We start from the raw sequence: 19,448 nt of genomic DNA on the forward strand, positions 1-19,448 counted from the left end.
GAGGCCCGTGCTGCTTTGGGATTAATTCGCCTCCGGAAGATCGCACAGGAGACTAGCACCGATAAGGTTTTTCCGCAGTGGAGGATCTGATGATTAGTGTGATTACCGGGGCTAGTGCCGGAATCGGCGAGGCCGCCGCGGTGGAGCTCGCCGGGCGCGGGCAGCAGGTCGTCCTGGTCGGCCGCGACCCCGCCAAGACGGCCCGGGTGGCCGAGCGGGTGAGGGCGGTCTCGGGGACCGCCCCGGCCACCTTCACCTGCGACTACACCTCGCTCGACGACGTGCGCCGGCTCGGCGCGGAGCTGCTGGCCCGCTACGACCGGATCGACGTCCTGGTCAACAACGCGGGCGTCATGTCCACCGCGCGCACGCTCACCGGCGACGGTCACGAGACGATGATCCAGGTGAACCATCTCGCGCCTTTCCTGCTGACGAATCTGCTGCTGGAGCGGGTGACCGGCCGGGTGATCACCACCTCGTCCCGGGCCGGCAAGACCGGGCGCCTCGATCCGGCCGACCTGAACCGCGACCGGCGGCGGTGGAGCGGCTGGCTGCAGTACGGCGACTCCAAGCAGGCCAACGCGCTGTTCACGGTGGAGCTGGCCCGGCGGCTGTCCGGGACGGGGGTGAGCGCCACCTGCTTCCATCCGGGTGTGATCAAGACGGAGTTCGCCGCGAAGACGCTCATGATGTGGATGGTGAAGAACGTCCCCGGGATGGGCCAGACCGTCGAGCAGGGCGCGAGCACCATGGTCCACCTCGCCACCCACCCGGACGGTGCCGCCCACCCGGGCCGCTACTTCGCCAGGAGCGCCCCCGCGGCCGTCCCCCGGGGGATGACCGACCCCGCCCTGGCCCGGGCCCTCTGGGACGCCAGCTCCGCCGCCGTCGCCCTGCGCCCCGGGACGTAGCCGGGCCGCCCGGCGGCCCGCCGGGGCGTGGCCGGGAGACGTCGGCGCCGCGGGTACGGCGTGGGCGGCACGGGCCGCCCGGTGGGCCCGGGGAAGTTCCCCGGGCGGCCACCGGCGGTTCGCCGGGCGTTGGGCGGGCCCGGTTAGGGTCCCGGGCCTGTGAGTGTCACGACCCCGCTGCGGGTGTCCGCGCGCCCCCCGGCCGGCCGCGACCCGTTCTTCGACAACGCCAAGTTCCTGGCCATCACCCTGGTGGTCTCCGGGCACCTGGTCGAGGACCTGCGAGAGGTGCCCGCCGTGCACGCGGCGTACTTCTACGTCTACCTGTTCCACATGCCGCTGTTCATCGTGCTCAGCGGCTACCTGTCGCGGAACTTCACCTTCTCGTCGGGGAAGGCGCGCAGGCTGATCAGCGCGCTCGCGGTGCCGTACGTGATCTTCGAGCTGGTCTACGCGCTGCCCCGCCTCGTCCTGTACGGCAAGCTGGACATCAGCCTGCTCGACCCGTACTACCTGACCTGGTTCCTGATGTCGCTGTTCCTGTGGCGGCTGTCCACCCCGGTCTGGCAGCAGCTCAGATGGCCGCTGGCGGTCGCCGTCGCGCTGTCGCTGCTGTCGGGGACGGGCAGGCTGCCCGACGAGCTGTCGATGAACCGCACGTTCGGGCTGCTGCCGTTCTACGTGCTCGGGCTCATGCTCCGGCCGGAGCACTTCGAGTGGCTCGGACGGCGACGGGTCCGGATCGCGGGGGCGGTCACGCTGGCCGCCGGGGCGGCCGTGGCGCTGGCCGTGCACGCCCGGGTCAAGACCGAGTGGATCCGCTGGCGGCACGCCAACGACGCGATCGGGGTGGACGACCTCACCGGCAGCCTGGTCCGGCTGGCCCTGCTCGCCTCGGGGGCGCTGCTGGTCGCCGCGTTCCTGGCGGTCACGCCGTCCCGGCGCACCTGGTACTCGGGGCTGGGCATGGCGACCATGTACGCCTACCTGCTCCACGGCCTGGTGGTGAAGGTCGCCGAGCGGTTCTACGGGGACTGGGCCGCGACCCTGCCGGGCGCGGCGGCCGTCGCGGCCTGCGGGGTCGGGCTCGCCGCGCTGCTGTGCACCGGGCCGGTGCGGCGGGTGACCCGCTGGGCGGTCGAGCCCGGGATGAGCTGGGCCTTCACCCGGCTGCGGAAACCCGCCTGAACCGGGACCCCGTCCGGCCGGACCGGGCTCTCACCCGGCCGAGGGGCCGGACGGGCCGACGGGGGAGGCTCCTGGCGGCCTTCTCCCGGCCCGCTCACGTCTGGAGCTCCCTGACCGCGCGGTAGGCGGCGGTGATCGCCGCGTCGGCGTAGGCGGCCGGCACCGAGTCGGAGTTGGCGATCGCGATCCGGCCGGCCCGCCGGCGGGCCAGCGCCGCGGGGAACGGGCCCCGCGGGTAGAAGTCGAGGTTCCACGGGGTGGCGTACTCGGGCGCGTAGCCGTGGCCCCACCGGTTGACCGTGATCGCCTGGATGTCGCGGGCCGGGTCGAAGCCGCCCGGGCCGAGCAGCCGGGTGAGCTGGTCGCGGATGCTGTACTCCAGGTAGTCGTAGGGCGTCTTGATCAGGTTGTGGCGCCCGGCGATCGAGCCGTCCGCCGGCGACATGCCCGGCACGGCCGGGGTGGAGATCATGTGCACGTTGATCGGCTGGTCCGGGGTGTCCGGGCGCCGGTAGTCCCCGATGCTCACCGGGTAGTCGAGCTCGGCCACGCACCAGTAGGCGCCGGTGAAGCGGGTGTGGTGGACGCCCAGCCGCTTCCAGGACTCCCAGTTGCGGAGCTGGACCGTCGAATACAGCATCGGCACCTTGACCGCCTTGCGCAGCGCGTCCTTCTGCTCGTCCGGCAGCTCGCCGACCAGGTAGGGGATCACCATGTTCCAGCAGGCCATGATCACGCCGGCCGCCCGGACGGTCCTGACCCGGTCCCCGTCGAAGTAGCCGACCGTGGCGGTGGCGGCCGTGGCGGGGTCGCCGTCGTTGGCGGCCGAGACCACCGGGCACGACAGGCGGACGCGGACCTGGTTGCGCGGCAGGTCCAGCCGGTCGTAGTCGAACCTCGCGGTGCTGATGTCCGCCATCCCGGTGGCCGTGGCGAAGCCCGGGACCATCCGGCCGACCATCATCCGGACGAGCGCCTGGTTGCCCTCCGGGAAGTGGTAGATGTACGGGTCGTCGGCCTTCCACTGCTTGATCACGCTCGGCGAGTTGTACTCCGACGGCTCGGACCTGTCGAGCCCCAGCCCCCGGAACCCGGGATAGCCGTGGGCGCCGGCGCTGCCCCAGGCGTCGATCGCGCCGAAGGTGTCGCAGCCGTAGCCCCACTCGTCGTTCGGCATGGTCCGGACGTAGCGCAGCACGTCCGGGTGGACCCTGCAGACGTCCCTGAGGAACTCCGCGTAGGTGAGCCCGGCCAGGCGCTGCTTCTTCTGGCGGTCGGACAGGCCGGGGAACCAGTCCGGCGGGTGCCCGTAGAGCATGATCAGGTCTTTCCTGGCCTGCTCGGCGACCGGCAGCTCGGCGATCCACTCCGGGGCCTTCTTGCCGGGGGTGAAGACGACCAGCTTCTCCCTCGTGAAGGTCTCCCGGTCGCAGAAGACGCTGTCGTACATCTTGAGGTCGGTGTAGAGCTTCTGGTCGAAGTACTTCTCGAACCTGCGGACCTTCACCCCGATCTTGTCGAGCAGGTCCTTGCCCTCGGGGGTCCACGCGGACGGGGCTTCGATCGACTGCGATCCGCCGTACCCGATCAGCGGTCCCCCGCGGTCCTGCGGGTGGAACTCGTTGCGCCGGGCGTGGCCGCCGAGCTCGTCGTGGTTGTCCAGGATCAGGATCCGCGCGTCCGGGGCGTGCTCCAGCCACCGGTGGGCCGCGCTGACGCCGCTGATCCCCGCGCCGACCACGACCAGGTCGTAGTGCTCGCCGGTGGGTTCGGGCGCGCCCGCGTAGTCCCAGAAGCGGCCGTCGCGCAGGGCGTGCGGCACGCTCAGCGCCTGGGGGGTGTTGCCCTGCAGCCCCGTGAGGTCCGGCGGGTAGACGATCTCGGGCGGGACCCCCGGCCTCCCCGTGCCGATGGCGCCGGGCCGCCCCGCGTCGGCGCACCCGGCCAGCGCGCCCAGCGCCGCGACCCCCGCGGTCATGGCCACCCCGTCGAAGAAGTCGCGGCGGGAGATGGGCCGGTCCATGCCCAGCTCGCGGGCCCTGATCGGAGTGATCTCCTGGGGATCGGTCATGGGGCGATCATCACGATCAGGGGGAAATCCCCCGCCCGCCACACGCCGTTTCCGGCAAGTTTTTGCCCGCCGGGCCGGAACGCCATTAATGATATTCGCCGATCGGACGTCCCGATGCCACCGGGGAAAAGGCACCGGCTGGTAAGCGGAAACGGGCGATGCCCGGAATCATTTCAGTGGCATGTGCGGTAATGCCACTTTCCTGATGGATGTGCGGGGCGCGCCGGATCGGCCGGCCGGGCGTGCCGGACCTTCCGGCGGGGCGCGGCGGCCCGGCCGGCGGGGTGGGGTGGCCGGACGGCCGGATTGCCGTCCGGTCCAGGAACGCATTGACGATTGCGTTCGTTGTCGGGGCAGAGATGAAGCGCAGGGATTTGCGCCGATAGTCCGACAACGCCTATCTCGCTCGGGGGCGGGTGGTGAATCAGGGCATATCGGAGTAGCGTCCGCATTCGGGTTTTCGGTTAATGACGGGACGAGGAGCCTCGCGTGGTCGGTAAGCAGGGCAGGGTCACCGGCAAGATCGGTCCCGGCCTGGTCGGGGAGGTGATGGTGGCGGTCCGCGGGGGCGTCGAGGCGTTCTACGCGCACGCCACGGTCCCCGACGAGGAGATCCCCGCGGGCTCGATCGTCATCGTGGTCGACTACTTCCCGCCGCGTACGGTCTACGTCGCCCGCGCGCTCGTCTGACCCCCTCCTTCTCCTTCCCCCCTCTCCCTCCACCGCGGAGACTGTGATGCCCACGGAGTATCTCGTCATCGGGGGCGCCGTCCTTGTCGCCCTTCTCGTCATCATCATGCTGTTCAAGGCCGTCTGGCGGGTGGCCGAGCCCAACGAGGCGCTGATCATCTCCGGTCTCGGCGCCCGGGGTAAGACCGAGCTGACCGACAGCCTCGGATTCAAGATCGTCACTGGTAAGGGCACCTCCGTGCTCCCCGGTTTCCAGACCGCGCGCCGCCTGCGCCTGGACAGCCGCGCCGCCAACCTCCAGGTCTCCTGCGTCACCCAGCAGGGCATCCCGGTGGTCGTGAAGGGCGTGGTGATCTACAAGGTCGGCGACGACCTGCACTCCATCGCCAACGCCGCCCGCCGCTTCCTCGACCAGCAGGACTCCATGAACGGCGCGATCCACGAGCTGTTCACCGGCCACCTGCGCTCGATCATCGGCAACCTGACCGTCGAGGACCTCATCCTCAACCGCGAACGGCTGACCGGCGAGACCCGCGCCTCGGCCGCCGACGAGATGATCAAGCTGGGTCTGATCGTCGACTCCCTGCAGATCCAGGAGATCGACGACGAGACCGGCTACATCACCAACCTCGGCAAGCCGCACGCCGCCAGGATCGCCGCCTCCGCCCGCATCGCCGAGGCGCAGCGCGACCAGGAGGCCACCGAGGCCGAGCAGATCGCCGCCGCCAACAAGGCTTCGGCCTGGCGCGACTCCCAGATCAAGCAGGCCGCCTACCAGGCCGAGATCGACGAGGCGCAGGCCCGGTCCCGCCAGGCCGGCCCGCTGTCGGAGGCCTCGGCCCGCCAGGAGGTCGTGGTCCAGGAGACCCGCGCCGCCGAGCTGGAGGCCGCGCTGGCCGAGCAGCGGCTCCAGGCCCAGGTCCGCAAACCCGCCGACGCCAGGGCGTACGAGACCGTCACGCTCTCGCAGGCCGAGCGCGACGCCCGCATCGCCCAGGCCGAGGCCGAGGCCCGCGAGACCGAGCTCCGGGCCACCGCCCAGGCGTCCCAGGTCAAGCAGGCCGCCGCGGCCGAGGCGGAGTCGGTACGGCTGCGCGGCCTGGCGGCGGCGGAGGCCACCAAGGCCACCGGTCTCGGCGACGCGGAGGCGGCCAAGGCCCGCGGCCTGGCCGCCGCCGAGGCCGCGCAGGCCCAGGGCCTGGCCGAGGCCGAGGCCGCCAGGGCGAAGGGCCTGGCGGAGGCCGAGGCGATCCGGGCCCGCGCGCAGGCCCTGGCGGAGAACCAGGAGGCGGTCATCGCCCAGCAGCTCGCCGAGAACTGGCCGAAGATCGTCGAATCCGGGGCGAAGGCCTTCGGCAACGTCGACCACATGGTCGTCCTGAACGGCGCCCAGGGCATCGAGGAGATGCTCGCCAAGGCCCTCACCCTCGGCGGCACCGGCCTCGGCCTGGCCCGCTCCCTCCTGAACGGCGCCACCCCCAACGGCGCCGCCGCCAACGGCACCGGCCCCGAGACCAACGGCAAGGCCGTCGACCCGGCCCCCTGAGGCGTGCGACCGCCCGCCGGGACCGTCTCCTGCGGGAGGGTCCCGCGCGGGCGCGGGCGCGGGGCGTCCGCGGCCTACCGCGCGCCATCGGCGTCCGCCGGGACCGTCTCCTGCGGGAGGGTCCCGCGCGGGCGCGCGGGGCGTCCGCGGCCTACCGCGCGCTGTAGCGCTCCCGGCGGACCGTCGCCTTCTTCCCCTTGATGGTGCTTCCCCGCAGGACCGCGATCACCTCGTCGGCCGCGGACTCCGGGACCTCCACGAGGGAGAAGCGGTCGGCGATCTCGATCGACCCGATCTCGCGCCCGGTCAGGCGCGACTCGCCGGCTATCGCGCCGACCAGGTCCTGCGGCCGGATCCCGGAGTTGCGTCCGGCGCCGACGAACAGGCGCGTCATCCGGCCCGTCGGCGCCGGGCCGCGCCGTTCCTGGCGTCCGGCGGGCTCACGGCGGCCACGCCCGTCCCGCTCGGTCCGGAGCGTGACGTCCGGGATCTCCTCGTCGTCGTCGGCGCCCCCGCCGGCCTCGTGGGCCAGCTTCACCGCGGCGAGCGCCACCTCCACGATGTCGAACTCGTCGGCGAGCGTCTCGACCACGACGCGGAAGCGCTCCAGGTCGTCCTCCAGGAGGCTTTCGTGCAGCGCGGCGCGTGTCAGCTCCAGCCGCCGGGCGCGCATGTCGGCGATCGTCGGCACCTTCTCGATCGGGATCCGGCGCTTGGTCACCCGCTCGATGGTCTTGAGCATCCGGTGCTCGCGCGGCTCGGCCAGGGTGATGGCCACGCCCTCGCGGCCGGCCCGGCCGACCCGGCCGACCCGGTGCACGTAGGACTCCGGCGCGGAGGGGACGTCGTAGTTGACCACGTGGGTGAGCTGCTCGATGTCGAGCCCGCGCGCGGCCACGTCGGTCGCGACGAGCAGGTCCGCCGTGCCGCTCCGCAGCCGTCCCATCACGCGGTCGCGCTGCTCCTGGCCCATCCCGCCGTGCAGCGCCTCGGCGCGGTAGCCCCGCCCGTTCAGGGTCTCGGTGAGCTGGTCGACCTCGTCGCGGGTGCGGCAGAAGACGATCGCGGCCGTGGGCGCCTCCACGTCCAGCACGCGTCCGAGCGCCGCGGGCTTGTGCGCCCGCGGGACCATGTACGCGGTCTGCCGCACGAGCGGGGCCTCGCCCGGGGCCGTCGTCTCGCGTCCGATCTCGATCCGGACCGGGTCGTTCAGGTGGCGGCGGGCGATCCCGTTGATGCGCGGCGGCATCGTCGCCGAGAAGAGCACCGTCTGGCGGTCTTCGGGGGTCTGCTGCAGGATCGCCTCGATGTCCTCGGCGAATCCCATGTCGAGCATCTCGTCCGCCTCGTCCAGGACGACCATCTTCAGGTCGTCCAGGCGGAGCGTGCCGCGGCCGATGTGGTCCAGCGCGCGGCCGGGCGTCGCGACCACGACGTCGACGCCCTGCTGGAGCGCCCGCAGCTGACGGCCGATCGGCTGCCCGCCGTAGATCGGCAGGATGCGCGCGCCCAGCTCGCGGCCGTAGTGGTGGAACGCCTCGGAGACCTGGACGGCCAGCTCGCGCGTGGGCACGAGCACCAGCGCGATCGGCTCGGGGCCCTCCCCGTCCCGGGCCATCCGCTGCAGGACCGGCAGCGCGAACGCGGCCGTCTTCCCCGTCCCCGTCGCGGCCTGCCCGAGGAGGTCGTGCCCTTCGAGCAGCGGGGGGATCGCCTCGCGCTGGATCGGTGTGGGCTCCTCGTAGCCGAGACCGGACAGCGCGCGCAGCAGCTCGGGCCGCAGTGCCAGGTCGGCGAAGCTGCTCGTGTCGTCGGTCGTGTTCAGGCTCATGGTCGGGCTCCTCGTTCCGGGACGGACGCGCACGGGACTCACGGTGACCGCATGTTCCGTCCCTGCGGCAGGTCCCATCCTTGGTGGCGACCCCAGACCGCCGGTTCCGCCGGTGGGGTGCGGTGGCACCTCCTCGGTGTGGCGGCCGTGGCGGACGGCCCGCCGCACGCGTGCGGTGGGCCGGTCGACCGACTGACCCTACCGGCGCGGGGCCGGACGATGTCGAGCGGGCGGTGCCCGGCAGCGGGGTGCCTACTCCATGACATGCCCCGGAGCGGGGGAGACGAACAGTCCGGCCGTCCGCGTGACACCCCGGCCGCCGCCCCGCGGCGGGCTCAGATCATCACGTGGGCGTCGGGGTGGCCGACGAAGGAGAACTGGGCGTTGCGGGTGAGCTTGATGTCGTCGGCCTGCCAGGTGTGCATCCCGGCGTCGCCGCTGCGCCAGTAGACGAAGTTGAACCGGTCGGCGGAGTAGATCTTGACGCGGTCCTCCTTCAGCCTCCGGACCAGGTGGGTGTCCTCACCCCGGGTGATGTCGGCGAAGCCGTAGTGGCGGAACATGTCGGCCTTGCCGAGGAAGGTGCCGCCCTGGACCAGCCAGCTGTAGCGGTGCTCCAGACCGGGCAGGCGGAGCATCGTGGTGTTGCTGCCCTCGAAGTAGGCGTAGTGGGCGCCCTTGCCGACGAGCTCGGCGTCGGAGTAGTCGAAGGCGCGGACCAGGTCGGACAGGTAGTGCTCGCCGTAGAGGTTGTCGTCGTCCATCTTGGCGATCAGCTCGCCCTCGGCCGCGGCGATGCCCAGGTTCATGCAGGCGCCCAGCGACAGCGACGGGTCGGCGGGCAGCACCACGACGTCGGAGATCCCGGCCATGCGGGCCTTGTCGGCGACCACGACCGGGTCGATGTCCAGGCCGTGCAGGACCATCACGAGCTGGAGCGGCCGGTGGATCTGCTTGGCCACCGAGGAGATGGCGTGCTCGATCTGGGCGGCGCGGTTGGTGGGCAGCACCACCGAGACGGACCTCGACCGCTGCTCGACGGGCCTGCCGAGGAAGGAGAGGATCTGGTCGACGCGGTGGGTGAACAGGTGCTTGTCGAAGACCTCGCGCATGGCCAGGTGGCCCTGGCGGGCGCGGAGCTCGGGGCTGTTGATCAGGTGCAGGACCTGGTTGTAGGACTCCAGCTCGTCGCGGGCAATCGGGATCAGCGAGCCGAAGGTCTCCTGGATGGCCCGTGACCAGCCGGAGACGACCGAGGTGGAGCAGGCCGACAGCTCGAAGACCCGGCGGGCGCACATGGTCGGCGAGTCGAGCACCGAGTTCACGTTCAGGAAGACCTTGTACATCTTGTACGCGGCCAGCATCTGGTCGTAGGGGAGCTCGCCCACGATGTGCGGGACGTATTCGGCGGGCCAGGCGTATTTCTCGTCGACCGTGCCGTTGCGGGCGAAGATGTGCAGGCCCAGCTCGCGGATCGGGGCGAGGACGGTCTCCATCTGCTCGCGGCGCTCGGGGTGCTTGTCGCGGAAGTACATGCCCGCGAAGACCACGTCGTGCAGCCGGCCGCGCCGCTCCTGGATCGGGTTGTGCACCCGGGGCTGGGCGGCGAACTGCAGGACGTCGACCCGGTCGTGCCCCAGCACCTCCCGGTAGCGGGGCACCATGTCGCCGTCGCAGGTGAAGACGTAGTCGAACAGCTTGGCCGTGTCGATGAAGAAGTCGAAGTTGGGCGGGTCCTCCTTGTTCCAGAAGACCGTGGGGATCCCCTCTTCGCGGCACCAGTCGATCAGGGCGCGCAGCTCCGGCTTGGGGGCGTTGGAGCCGGTCATCTGGTAGCGCCAGCGGCCCTGGTTGCCGTGCCAGGCCGACTCCACGAACAGCAGCTCGGGACGGCGCTCGGCGAAGATCTCCGGCCAGTCGCGGAGCCCGAACTCGATCTGGTCCCACTCGTATTTGAACGCCATCCGGGAGAAGTCGTCCAGGATGACCGCGACCTTCATGTCCGGCCGGTTGACCGGCCCGGCCGGCCACTTCACCTTCGGCACGTCCACGACGGGCCCCTGGCGGTCGAGCTCCTCGATCACCTCGGCCACCGGCCGGGGCGCCTCGGGCCCCTTGCGGGGCCGCAGCGCCATGCGGAGCTTGCCCGGCAGCCGCACGACCCCCGACCCCTTGGCCCCCGTGATGGCCTCGGCCACCCGGTAGGGCCGCTGGACCTTGGTGGACTCCAGCTTCCACTGCGCGTAGTCCGCGCGGGCCTCGGCGATGGCCAGCCGCCGCTCCAGGTCCCGGACGCGCTCCTCGAAGCGCTCGACGACCTTGCGCTCCTCGGGCAGCCAGTTGATCGGTCCGAGACGCTGGTACTTCGGCTCTTCGGGGGTCTGCTCACTCATGGGGGAACTCATGGGGATCGCCTTTATCCGGGGTCGTGCCAGCGTACGGCTTCGGCCGCGACGAAATATTCGTTTTACAGGGATTTGGGCGGTACAGCCTGTGCCGCCGGAGAGAGGTTGCCGCCCTTGAGCCAGGCCTCGATCACGCGGGCGATCCGGGGGCCGGCCTTGCCGTCCCAGAGCGGGGGCAGCTCGCCCGAGGGCGTCGCCGCGCCGTCGGCCAGGGCCCGGTCGGCGGCGGCGGGCAGCAGCGCCGGGGTGACCAGGCGGTTGGTGCCGTGGGTGACGGTGATCGGCCGCTCGGTGTTGGGCCGGACGGTCAGGCAGGGGACGCCGAGCATGGTCGTCTCCTCCTGCACGCCGCCGGAGTCGGTGACGACCAGCGCCGCGCCCCGCACCAGGGACAGGAAGTCCACGTAGCCCAGCGGGTCGACGATGAGGAGGTTGTCGCCGTTCACCAGCCCGGCCTCGGCCAGGCGGGCCCGGCCGCGCGGGTGCAGCGGCACCGCGATGGGCAGGCGCTCGCTCACCGCCAGCACGGCGTCGACCAGCTCCTTGGCGGAGGCGGGGTCGTCCACGTTGCCGGGGCGGTGCAGGGTGGCCACGCCGTACCGCTCCGGGAGCCCGAGGCGGGAGCGGACCGGGGCCGGGTCGAGGCGGTCCAGCGCCGAGAACAGGCTGTCGATCATCGGGTTGCCGACGAGGTGGACGCGTGCCGGGTCCACGCCCTCGTTGGCCAGGTGCGAGAGCGCGTCCGGCGAGGTGGCGAACAGGATGTCGGACAGGGCGTCGGTGACGACCCGGTTGACCTCCTCGGGCATCTCCCGGTCGAAGGAGCGCAGGCCCGCCTCGACGTGCGCGGTCGGGACGTGGAGCTTGGCGCAGACGAGGATCGCGGCCAGCGTCGAGTTGACGTCGCCGTAGACGACGACCAGCGCGGGCCGGTGCGCCAGGACGACGTCCTCCAGGCCGGTCAGCAGGGCCGCCGTCTGGCGCGCGTGCGAGCCGGACCCGACGCCCAGATTGGCGATCGGCTCCGGCAGCCCGAGGTCGGCGAAGAACACGTCCGACATCAGCGCGTCGTAGTGCTGACCGGTGTGGACGATGCCCTGCCTCACCCCCAGGGCGTCGAGACCACGCACCACCGGAGCGGCCTTCACGAAGTTGGGCCGCGCGCCGAGCACGTGCAGGACGAGGGGATTGTCGGGGTCCGGGGTCGTCCCCAGTGGGGCGTTGTCCCTCATTGACCTCGCCTTTCATGCGGGAGTGTGGCAAACGTTGCCTATGGTACGGTCACGGCGTGGTATCCGATGCCAGCAGGCCAGACTCCTCCAAGATCTCCGCGAAGTCGGCACGTGCCGGTCTGCGCGGGCTCATCAGGGGGTTCGTCCAGCACCCTGTGATCGTCTCCCGAGTCGTGGCGACCAAGGTCAAGTCCGACCCCGTGCGTGTGGCGCAGGCGGCCGCGGAGACCCTTCCGCCGAGGCTCCGCCCCGTCGTGGGACGGTTCGCCTGGCCCGCCGCGCGCCAGGCCAGGTTCGTGGTCCGCAGACTCGGCATGCGCGTGCTCAAGGGCCCGTGGAACGGAGCCAAGGAGCACTTCGACGCCGGCCGGATGACCGAGGCCGTCGCGGTGCTCCAGCCGTACGTCAAATACCCCTTCATCAAGCGCCGGGCCACCTACTACGCCGGCGAGCTGGCGGCCATCCAGCCCAACCCGATCCCGCCCAAGTCCAAGGTGATCGTGGGCGAGCGGATCGAGGGCCGGGTGCTGCACTGCGTCACCAACGCCCTGCCGTACACCCAGGCCGGATACACCGTGCGCACGCACCGGATCGTCACCGCGCAGCGGGCGGCCGGCCTGGACCCGCACGTCGTGACCAGCTGGGGCTGGCCGATGATGCAGGGCCACGTTGACGTCACGCCCTACGAGGAGATCGACGGGACCCCCTACCACCGGCTGCTGCCCAGCGGCGAGGTGCCGTTCGAGAGCCACGGCCGCATGATCCGGGGCGCCGGCGAGGTGACCGAGCTGGTCAGGACGCTCCGGCCGCAGGTGCTGCACGCCGCGACCGACCACCGCAACGGCTCGGTGGCGCTGGCGGTGCGGGAGCGGACCGGCACGCCGATGGTCTACGAGGTCCGGGGCTTCCTGGAGGAGACCTGGGCCTCCCGCGACCCCAAGCGGGTCGGCAGCCAGCGGCACGTGCTCCAGCGCGACCGCGAGGCGTTCATCATGCGCTCGGCCGACGCCGTGGTCACCCTCGCGGAGACCATGGCCACCGAGATCGTCGAGCGGGGCGTGCCCAGGGAGCGGATCTTCCTGGCGCCCAACGCGGTGGACGACTCGCTGCTGACCGCCGAATACGACGGCGCCGCGTTCCGTTCCGCCTACGGCATCGAGCCCGGCGAGATCGTCATGGGCTCGGTGTCGAGCATCGTGGCCTACGAGGGCTTCGCGACCATGATCAGCGCCGCCGCCCTCCTGCGCGACCGGGGCGCCCCGATCAGGCTGCTGCTGGTCGGGGACGGCGCGGCGCGCCCGGAGCTGCTGGAGCAGGTCGAGGAGCTGGGGCTGGGCGACCTCGCGATCCTGCCCGGCCGGGTCGGTCCGGACGAGGCGCTGCAGGCCCAGTCGGCCATCGACATCTTCGTCTGCCCCCGGGAGGACCTGCGGGTCTGCCGGCTCGTCACGCCGTTGAAGCCCGTCGAGGCGATGGCTCTGGGCAAGCCGGTCGTGCTCAGCGACCTGCCCGCCCTGTCGGAGCTCGTCGGCTCCGACGGCGCCGGGCTCCTGGTCCCCGCCGGGGACCCGGAGGCGCTCGCCGACGCCCTGGCCGGGCTCCGCGACGACCCGGCGCGCCGGGCCGCGATGGGCGAGGCCGGACGGGCCGAGGTGGCCGCGAAGCGCACGTGGAGCCGTGTCGCGGAGACCTACCGTGATATTTACCGGTCGCTTGCGGGTTGATGGTCCTGTGTCGGTGACAGGTAACCCAGCCGTTTGTGATGCGTTCAATCGCATTAGGCGTGGCTTGCGCGGAGTTGAGATAGCCTTTGCCACCATGAAGTGTTGTTTCCGGCTTTCCAGGGTCACCCCGTGAGTGAGCACAGCCAGCCGGCCGGCGGGCGCGGTGCCCTCGCGGGCGCGGCCGAGGAAGGAGGCCGCGTGAGCGCCTATGACCTGGCCGTGATCGGTCTGGGATACGTCGGCATGCCACTGGCCAAGGAGGCCGCGGCTGCGGGCCTGAGGGTCGTCGGCTTCGAGGTCGACCCCCGCAAGGTGGAGGCCCTCAACGCGGGGCGTTCCTACATCGACGACCTGACCGACGCCGACCTCGAACACATGCTGGCGGGGGGGTTCAGCGCCACGCTGGACGAGTCCGTGCTGGCCGACAGCCGCACCATCGTCATCTGCGTGCCGACCCCGCTGGACGAGGACCACCGCCCCGACCTGTCGGCGGTGGAGGGGGCCACCCAGACCGTCGCCCGCAACCTGTCCTCGGGCACGCTCGTCGTGCTGGAGTCGACGACCTGGCCCGGCACCACCGACGAGGTCGCCCGCCCGATCCTGGAGGCCTCCGGCCTCGTCGCGGGCACCGACTTCCACCTCGCCTTCTCGCCCGAGCGCATCGACCCGGGCAACCCCAAGTACGGCCTGCGCAACACCCCCAAGGTCGTCGGCGGCTACACGGCCGCCTGCCGGGACCGGGCGGTCGGCTTCTACTCCCAGTTCGTCGAGCAGGTCGTGCCGGTCAGCGGCACCCGTGAGGCCGAGATGGCCAAGCTCCTGGAGAACACCTACCGCCACGTCAACATCGCCCTCGTCAACGAGATGGCGATCTTCTGCGACGAGCTCGGCATCAACCTCTGGGAGTCCATCGAGGCGGCGGCCACCAAGCCGTTCGGCTTCCAGAAGTTCCTGCCCGGACCGGGCGTCGGCGGGCACTGCATCCCCGTCGACCCGTCCTACCTGTCCTACACGGTGCGCAAGCTGGGCTACCCGTTCCGCTTCGTGGAGCTGGCCCAGGAGATCAACGAGCGGATGCCGTCCTACGTGGTGGCCCGCGTCCAGCGGCTGCTCAACCGACACAAGAAGGCCGTCAACGGCTCCAAGGTGCTGTTGCTCGGCGTCACCTACAAGCCCGACATCGCCGACGAGCGCGAGACACCGGCCCTGCCGGTCGCGCGGGCGCTGCTCGAACTCGGCGCCGAACTGGTCTTCGCCGATCCGTACGTCAAGGAATGGCGTGTGGACGGTAGCCCGGTGCCGCGTGAGGAAGATCTCTCCAGGGCGGTCGCCGAAGCGGACGTGACGCTGCTGATGCAGCAGCACGCCGCCTTCGACCTGTCGATCGTCGAGGACCACGGCAGACTCGTGCTCGACACCCGAGGCGTCCTCGCCGAGGGTGAACGCGTCGAGCGGCTCTAGCGACGGAGGGCTGCGCGCAGTGCACGTGCTCGTCATGACGGTGGTGCATCACCCCGAGGACGCCCGGATCCTGCACCGGCAGATCCGCGCGCTCGTGGATGCCGGTCATGAGGTCACGTATGCCGCGCCGTACACCGCACGGGGCGTAATGGCCCGGTCGTGGGTGAACGGCGTCGATCTCCCCCGGGCGGCTGAGCGCAAACGGCTTTCGGCCGTGCGCGCCGCCCGCAAGGTGTTCAAGCGCATGCGCGACCAGGTTGATCTGGTGGTGATCCACGACCCCGAGCTGCTGCTCGCGGTCGTAGGCGTGCGCAAGCGGCCCCCGGTGGTCTGGGACGTGCACGAGGACACTCCGGCGACCCTGTCGCTGAAGCCCTGGCTGCCCGCGTTCCTGCGCCCGCCGGTGCGCTTCCTGGCCCGCATGCTCGAAGGCACGGCCGAGCGCCGCCTGCACCTGCTCCTCGCCGAGACCGCCTACGCCGGCCGCTTCCACCGGGCCCACCTGGTCGTCCCGAACGAGACCTGGGTGCCCGACGACGTGACCCCGCCGGGAGACGACCGCGTCGTCTACCTCGGCTGGCTGTCGGAGGCGCGCGGGGTGCGCGACGCCATCGAGGTGGCCCGGCTGCTGCGGCCCTACCGGGTGGCGGTCGAGCTGATCGGCTACGCCGACCCGCAGTCGCGTCCCACGCTGAACGAGGCGGTGGCCGAGGGCGTGCTGGAATGGCGCGACTTCATGCCGAACGACGAGGCGCTCAAGCGGCTCGACGGGGCGCTGGCCGGGCTGTCGCTGCTGCACGACGAGCCCAACTACCGCCACTCCATGCCCACGAAGATCGTGGAGTACATGGCCCACGGCATCCCGGTGATCACCACCCCGTCGCCGCGCGCGGTGGAGCTGGTCGAGCGCTACAGCAGCGGCATGGTCGTGCCCTGGGAGGACCCCAAGGCCGTGGCCCAGGCCGTGCTCACCCTGCGGGACGACGTCAGGGAGCGGCATGCTCAGGGCGCCCGAGGGTATGCGGCGGCCCGTGCGAACCATCACTGGCCCAACTCGGCCCGCCGTTTCGTGTCCCAGTTGGAGGCATGGGCAGGGGTTAAAAGCTGATTTCTTGTCTGGCGATGTTGCTTATGTCCGCCTGATCACAAGAACGGTAGTGTCCTGAACGTGCGCTGGTTGACCGCTCTTCTCGGCGTGGCGATCCTCGCGGCGGTGGCGGCGATCGTGCTGGTCCTGCCCCGGGGCGGGGACGTCCCGGCGGGCGACAGATCCTCGGCCGCCCCCTCGCCCTCCACCACCGTCTCCGCGGCGCTGACCCCCGAGGCCAGCGCCTTCACCGACCCGTGTGGAACGTTCGACACCGAGATGGCCTCGCCCTACGCGGTGACCGGCTACTGGCTCATCCCCACCGCCGACCACTGCACCTGGCGGCGGCAGTTCGGCGCCATCCACAAGGTGGGCGGCGACACGGTGATCCGGATCGGCTGGGGACTGCAGGCCCGCCGCCTCGACGACGACGGCCGGATCCTGGAGAACAAGAGCGAGGACGACGCGGAAGAGGACAAGGTCGACCCCCGCTACGAGCCGTGCGAGGAGGACGGGCTGCCGTGCGTGGCGGCCGCGGAGCGGGACCTCAAGGCGGCCAACCCGGGCAACCGGGTGAGCTGGACGTTCGTCTACCGGACCGACGAGGCGTTCGGGCCGGGGCTGTTCCGCTGTCCCGAGTTCGAGCGGAAGATCCAGGTCGGCAAGACCGTCTTCTACCGGCTCATCGCGACCGAGGACGGCAGCGACGACCCGAGCTGCGCCAACGTCAGGAACAAGGGCCGCGGCTACCACGTGATCCTGATCGCCGCCGCGGACAAGGACAGCCTCACCGAGCTGCTCGACCTCGGCGACCAGTTCGGCGTGAAGGTCTTCCCCGCGCTGCCGCTGGCCCCGCGCGACCCGGCGCAGAAGACCCGGGCCGCCAAGCAGGGGACGAACACCCTCATCACGCTCACCCGGCGCATCCTGCAGGACTACGGTGCCCGCTTCCAGGACCGCGTCTCACTCGGGGGCTTCTATCAGCCCTTCGAACTCCAGATGCGGGAGATGCGCTACACGGGGTCGGACGATCCCGAGGTGGCCAAGCTCGACCACCCGACCCTGAGGGTCTACGCCTCCCAGCACGAGATCGTCGAGCAGGAGATGCCGGGCAAGCCGATCCTGGTCAGCCCCTACATGGACGCGCGCAAGCGGCTGCCGATCAGCGCCAGCCCCAAGCAGGTGGCGGCCGGCTTCGAGGCCCTCGCCAGGACCGGGGTCGGCATCATCGCGCCGCAGGACAGCCGGGGCACCGGCAAGGTCGGCCTGTTCTGGCCGGACCAGCGCGACGACCAGGTGGACGAGCGGCTCCGCACGGTCGTGGGGGAGACGACCAACGGCATCGCCTACCACGGCTCCACCCGCGACTACTACCGGGAGATGGCCGCGGCGCGGACCCGGATGGTGGAGCAGGGCTACAACGTGCAGCTCTGGGCCAACGTGGAGGCGTTCGAGCCGTCCGACGAGAAGTTCTGCGCCGACCGGGCGGGCACCCGGGGGCGCACCGACAAGGAGCGGCTCGACACGGCCGTGACCCAGGTCGGCCGCTACGTCTCCAAGGTCGTCTCCTACATGTGGAGCGACTTCTTCACCTGCGGCTCCCCGTCCCTGGCCGAGGACATCGCCCGCGACCACGACCGGCCGATCCCGGTGGACGCCGTCCGCAAGGAGCGCGACATCCAGGACGGCATGGAGATCCGGGGCTACAACCTGCCCATGGGCTCCAAGGTGACGATCACCTGGGACGGCCAGGAGGCTCCCAAGGTCGTCGACGTGGCCGGAGTGGACCTGACGGAGCCGCCGCCCGACCTGCCCGCCCGGATGAAGACGGCCTGGGTCCCGTTCGACTGGACCCAGGTCCCGCCCGGCACCTGGGTGCGGATCGAGGTCGCCGCGCCCGACGGACGGGCCGCCGCCGCGCCGCTGCACGTCCTGATAAACGCCTGACCGGTGTAACGTGCCTGGCATGGTTCCGCGCATTCCCGTCAGCGTGGACCTGGTCGTCCTCACGGTGCGCTGTCAGGCGCTGAGCGCGCTCGTCTGGCGGCGCGACAACTCCCCCTACGAGGGACGCTGGGCCCTCTCAGGCGGCTTCATCCAACTCGACGAGGACCTGCCCGCGGCGGCGGCCAGGGTCCTCGCCGAACGGGCCGGCCTGCCCGGCGCCCCGGTCCACCTGGAGCAGCTCCAGACCTACGGCTACCCCGACCGCGACCCGCGCCAGCGCGTGCTGAGCGTCGCCTACCTCGGCCTCGCCCCCGACCTGCCGGCCTCCACCGAGGCGCACATGAGCTGGCAGCCGGTCTCCTCGCTCCGGGAGATGGCCTTCGACCACCGGCGCATCATGGTCGACGGGATCGAGCGCGCCCGGGGCAAGCTCGAATACACCCCGCTGGGCGCCGCCTTCTGCCCCCCGGAGTTCACCGTCGCCGACCTGCGCCGGGTCTACGAGATCGTCTGGGGCCGCACCCTGGACCCGCGCAACTTCCACCGCAAGGTCACCAAGGCCGAGGGTTTCCTGGTGCCCACCGGCCGCACCACCACCCGCGACGGCGGCCGCCCCGCCAAGCTCTACCGCCGGGGCCCGGCCGTCCTGCTCCACCCCCCGATGCTCCGCTCGCTCAAGGAGTAGGGGCGGGGTCTCAGAGCTCGTCGATCTCCGTCAGGTCGAGGTCGACGTCGAAGGGGACGCCGAGCTTCAGCCGGTCGTGGTGGATACCTGTGGCGACGTAGGACCTGGTGGCCGGGTCGAGCTCGTAGACGTAGACCGCCGGGCGGCCGTCCTTCTCCTCGATCCGCCAGAAGTGGGGGATGCCCGCCGCCGCGTAGAGCTGGGGCTTGCGCTCCCGGTCGCGGACCTCGGACTCGGCGGAGACCACCTCGACGGCCAGGACGACGTCGGCCGGTTGATAGGTGGTCTGCTTCGGCCCCTTGACGGCTTCGGCGCGGACCACCAGGACGTCTGGCTCGGGCCGTTGCCGCTCACCGAGCGTCACGGTCATCTCGCGCCTGACCCGCAGGTCCGGCGGGACCGTCCGCCGCAGCGCACTCTCCAGGAGGAAGAGCGTCGACATGTGGAAGTTGGTCTGGGGGCTCACGAAGACGAGAGTGCCATCGATCAGCTCGGTGTGCGGGGGAATCCCCCGCAGCCGGTCGAGGTCATCGGCGGTGAAACCATCCGATGACGGGATGATCCAGTCGGGGACGGGCTCCCACTCGGACGGCTCCGTCTCGGCCGCCTCCGCGTCGGGCTGCTCGGTCTCGGCCAGCGGTGCGATGCTCATGTCGTCCTCCCGGTCGGG

General features: G+C 71.4%; 14 protein-coding genes. 9 read left to right on the forward strand and 5 right to left on the reverse strand.

Features of this window, described 5'->3' with window-relative positions:
* Positions 1 to 89 precede the first annotated feature (89 nt).
* Both ACZ6R6_RS22360 and ACZ6R6_RS22365 read left to right on the forward strand, forming a co-directional pair.
* Positions 90 to 911: an SDR family NAD(P)-dependent oxidoreductase gene (locus ACZ6R6_RS22360; protein WP_470096121.1), complete on the forward strand. Its 822-nt coding sequence runs from the start codon at positions 90 to 92 to the stop codon at positions 909 to 911.
* A 159-nt stretch (positions 912 to 1,070) separates the two neighbouring features.
* The gene (locus ACZ6R6_RS22365; RefSeq protein WP_470096123.1) at positions 1,071 to 2,099 is read left to right on the forward strand and encodes an acyltransferase family protein; all 1,029 of its coding nucleotides are present in this window, start codon (positions 1,071 to 1,073) and stop codon (positions 2,097 to 2,099) included.
* 94 nt (positions 2,100 to 2,193) lie between these two features.
* Here ACZ6R6_RS22365 and ACZ6R6_RS22370 read toward each other — a convergent pair whose 3' ends face one another.
* On the reverse strand, positions 2,194 to 4,170 hold the full coding sequence (locus ACZ6R6_RS22370; protein WP_470096125.1) for an NAD(P)-binding protein: 1,977 nt from the start codon (positions 4,168 to 4,170) through the stop codon (positions 2,194 to 2,196).
* Positions 4,171 to 4,659: 489 nt separating this feature from the next.
* On the opposite strand from ACZ6R6_RS22370, the gene ACZ6R6_RS22375 reads away from it, so the two are divergent.
* A complete protein-coding gene (locus ACZ6R6_RS22375; protein WP_470096127.1) occupies positions 4,660 to 4,860 on the forward strand; it encodes a hypothetical protein in 201 nt (66 codons plus the stop codon).
* Between the two features lie 46 nt (positions 4,861 to 4,906).
* On the forward strand, positions 4,907 to 6,406 hold the full coding sequence (locus tag ACZ6R6_RS22380; protein ID WP_470096129.1) for an SPFH domain-containing protein: 1,500 nt from the start codon (positions 4,907 to 4,909) through the stop codon (positions 6,404 to 6,406).
* Positions 6,407 to 6,557: 151 nt separating this feature from the next.
* Here ACZ6R6_RS22380 and ACZ6R6_RS22385 read toward each other — a convergent pair whose 3' ends face one another.
* The 3 genes from ACZ6R6_RS22385 to wecB all read right to left on the reverse strand — a co-directional run bounded on the left by ACZ6R6_RS22385 (position 6,558) and on the right by wecB (position 11,874).
* On the reverse strand, positions 6,558 to 8,237 hold the full coding sequence (locus tag ACZ6R6_RS22385) for a DEAD/DEAH box helicase (RefSeq protein ID WP_470096131.1): 1,680 nt from the start codon (positions 8,235 to 8,237) through the stop codon (positions 6,558 to 6,560).
* A 335-nt stretch (positions 8,238 to 8,572) separates the two neighbouring features.
* Complete coding sequence (locus ACZ6R6_RS22390) at positions 8,573 to 10,630, reverse strand: glycosyltransferase family protein (protein ID WP_470096133.1); 2,058 nt, start codon at positions 10,628 to 10,630, stop codon at positions 8,573 to 8,575.
* A 74-nt stretch (positions 10,631 to 10,704) separates the two neighbouring features.
* Positions 10,705 to 11,874 carry a non-hydrolyzing UDP-N-acetylglucosamine 2-epimerase gene (gene wecB / locus ACZ6R6_RS22395; RefSeq protein WP_306860892.1) on the reverse strand — a complete coding sequence of 390 codons (1,170 nt, stop codon included), beginning with the start codon at positions 11,872 to 11,874 and terminating at the stop codon, positions 10,705 to 10,707.
* 56 nt (positions 11,875 to 11,930) lie between these two features.
* On the opposite strand from wecB, the gene ACZ6R6_RS22400 reads away from it, so the two are divergent.
* The 5 genes from ACZ6R6_RS22400 to ACZ6R6_RS22420 all read left to right on the forward strand — a co-directional run bounded on the left by ACZ6R6_RS22400 (position 11,931) and on the right by ACZ6R6_RS22420 (position 18,778).
* Complete coding sequence (locus tag ACZ6R6_RS22400) at positions 11,931 to 13,598, forward strand: glycosyltransferase family 4 protein (RefSeq protein ID WP_470096135.1); 1,668 nt, start codon at positions 11,931 to 11,933, stop codon at positions 13,596 to 13,598.
* Between the two features lie 198 nt (positions 13,599 to 13,796).
* Positions 13,797 to 15,059, forward strand: coding sequence for a nucleotide sugar dehydrogenase (locus ACZ6R6_RS22405; protein WP_470096137.1), 1,263 nt, complete (start codon positions 13,797 to 13,799; stop codon positions 15,057 to 15,059).
* Between the two features lie 19 nt (positions 15,060 to 15,078).
* Positions 15,079 to 16,167, forward strand: coding sequence for a glycosyltransferase (locus ACZ6R6_RS22410; protein WP_470096139.1), 1,089 nt, complete (start codon positions 15,079 to 15,081; stop codon positions 16,165 to 16,167).
* A 60-nt stretch (positions 16,168 to 16,227) separates the two neighbouring features.
* A complete protein-coding gene (locus ACZ6R6_RS22415) occupies positions 16,228 to 18,093 on the forward strand; it encodes a DUF4434 domain-containing protein (protein ID WP_470096141.1) in 1,866 nt (621 codons plus the stop codon).
* Between the two features lie 19 nt (positions 18,094 to 18,112).
* Positions 18,113 to 18,778 (forward strand): NUDIX hydrolase, encoded by a 666-nt coding sequence (locus ACZ6R6_RS22420; RefSeq protein WP_086574230.1) that lies wholly within the window; start codon positions 18,113 to 18,115, stop codon positions 18,776 to 18,778.
* Between the two features lie 10 nt (positions 18,779 to 18,788).
* Here the strand turns inward: ACZ6R6_RS22420 and ACZ6R6_RS22425 are convergent, their stop codons facing one another.
* Positions 18,789 to 19,430: a Uma2 family endonuclease gene (locus ACZ6R6_RS22425; RefSeq protein WP_470096143.1), complete on the reverse strand. Its 642-nt coding sequence runs from the start codon at positions 19,428 to 19,430 to the stop codon at positions 18,789 to 18,791.
* Positions 19,431 to 19,448 lie beyond the last annotated feature (18 nt).

The organism is Streptosporangium sp. NPDC048886 (genome assembly GCF_055586905.1).

Excerpts from the sequence above, each read along its gene's own strand:
- ACZ6R6_RS22360 (WP_470096121.1), top strand. The coding sequence starts at position 90 with ATGATTAGTGTGATTACCGGGGCTAGTGCCGGAATCGGCGAGGCCGCC.
- ACZ6R6_RS22370 (WP_470096125.1), bottom strand. The coding sequence starts at position 4,170 with ATGACCGATCCCCAGGAGATCACTCCGATCAGGGCCCGCGAGCTGGGC.
- ACZ6R6_RS22380 (WP_470096129.1), top strand. The coding sequence starts at position 4,907 with ATGCCCACGGAGTATCTCGTCATCGGGGGCGCCGTCCTTGTCGCCCTT.
- ACZ6R6_RS22385 (WP_470096131.1), bottom strand. The coding sequence starts at position 8,237 with ATGAGCCTGAACACGACCGACGACACGAGCAGCTTCGCCGACCTGGCA.
- ACZ6R6_RS22390 (WP_470096133.1), bottom strand. The coding sequence starts at position 10,630 with ATGAGTGAGCAGACCCCCGAAGAGCCGAAGTACCAGCGTCTCGGACCG.
- wecB (WP_306860892.1), bottom strand. The coding sequence starts at position 11,874 with ATGAGGGACAACGCCCCACTGGGGACGACCCCGGACCCCGACAATCCC.
- ACZ6R6_RS22420 (WP_086574230.1), top strand. The coding sequence starts at position 18,113 with ATGGTTCCGCGCATTCCCGTCAGCGTGGACCTGGTCGTCCTCACGGTG.
- ACZ6R6_RS22425 (WP_470096143.1), bottom strand. The coding sequence starts at position 19,430 with ATGAGCATCGCACCGCTGGCCGAGACCGAGCAGCCCGACGCGGAGGCG.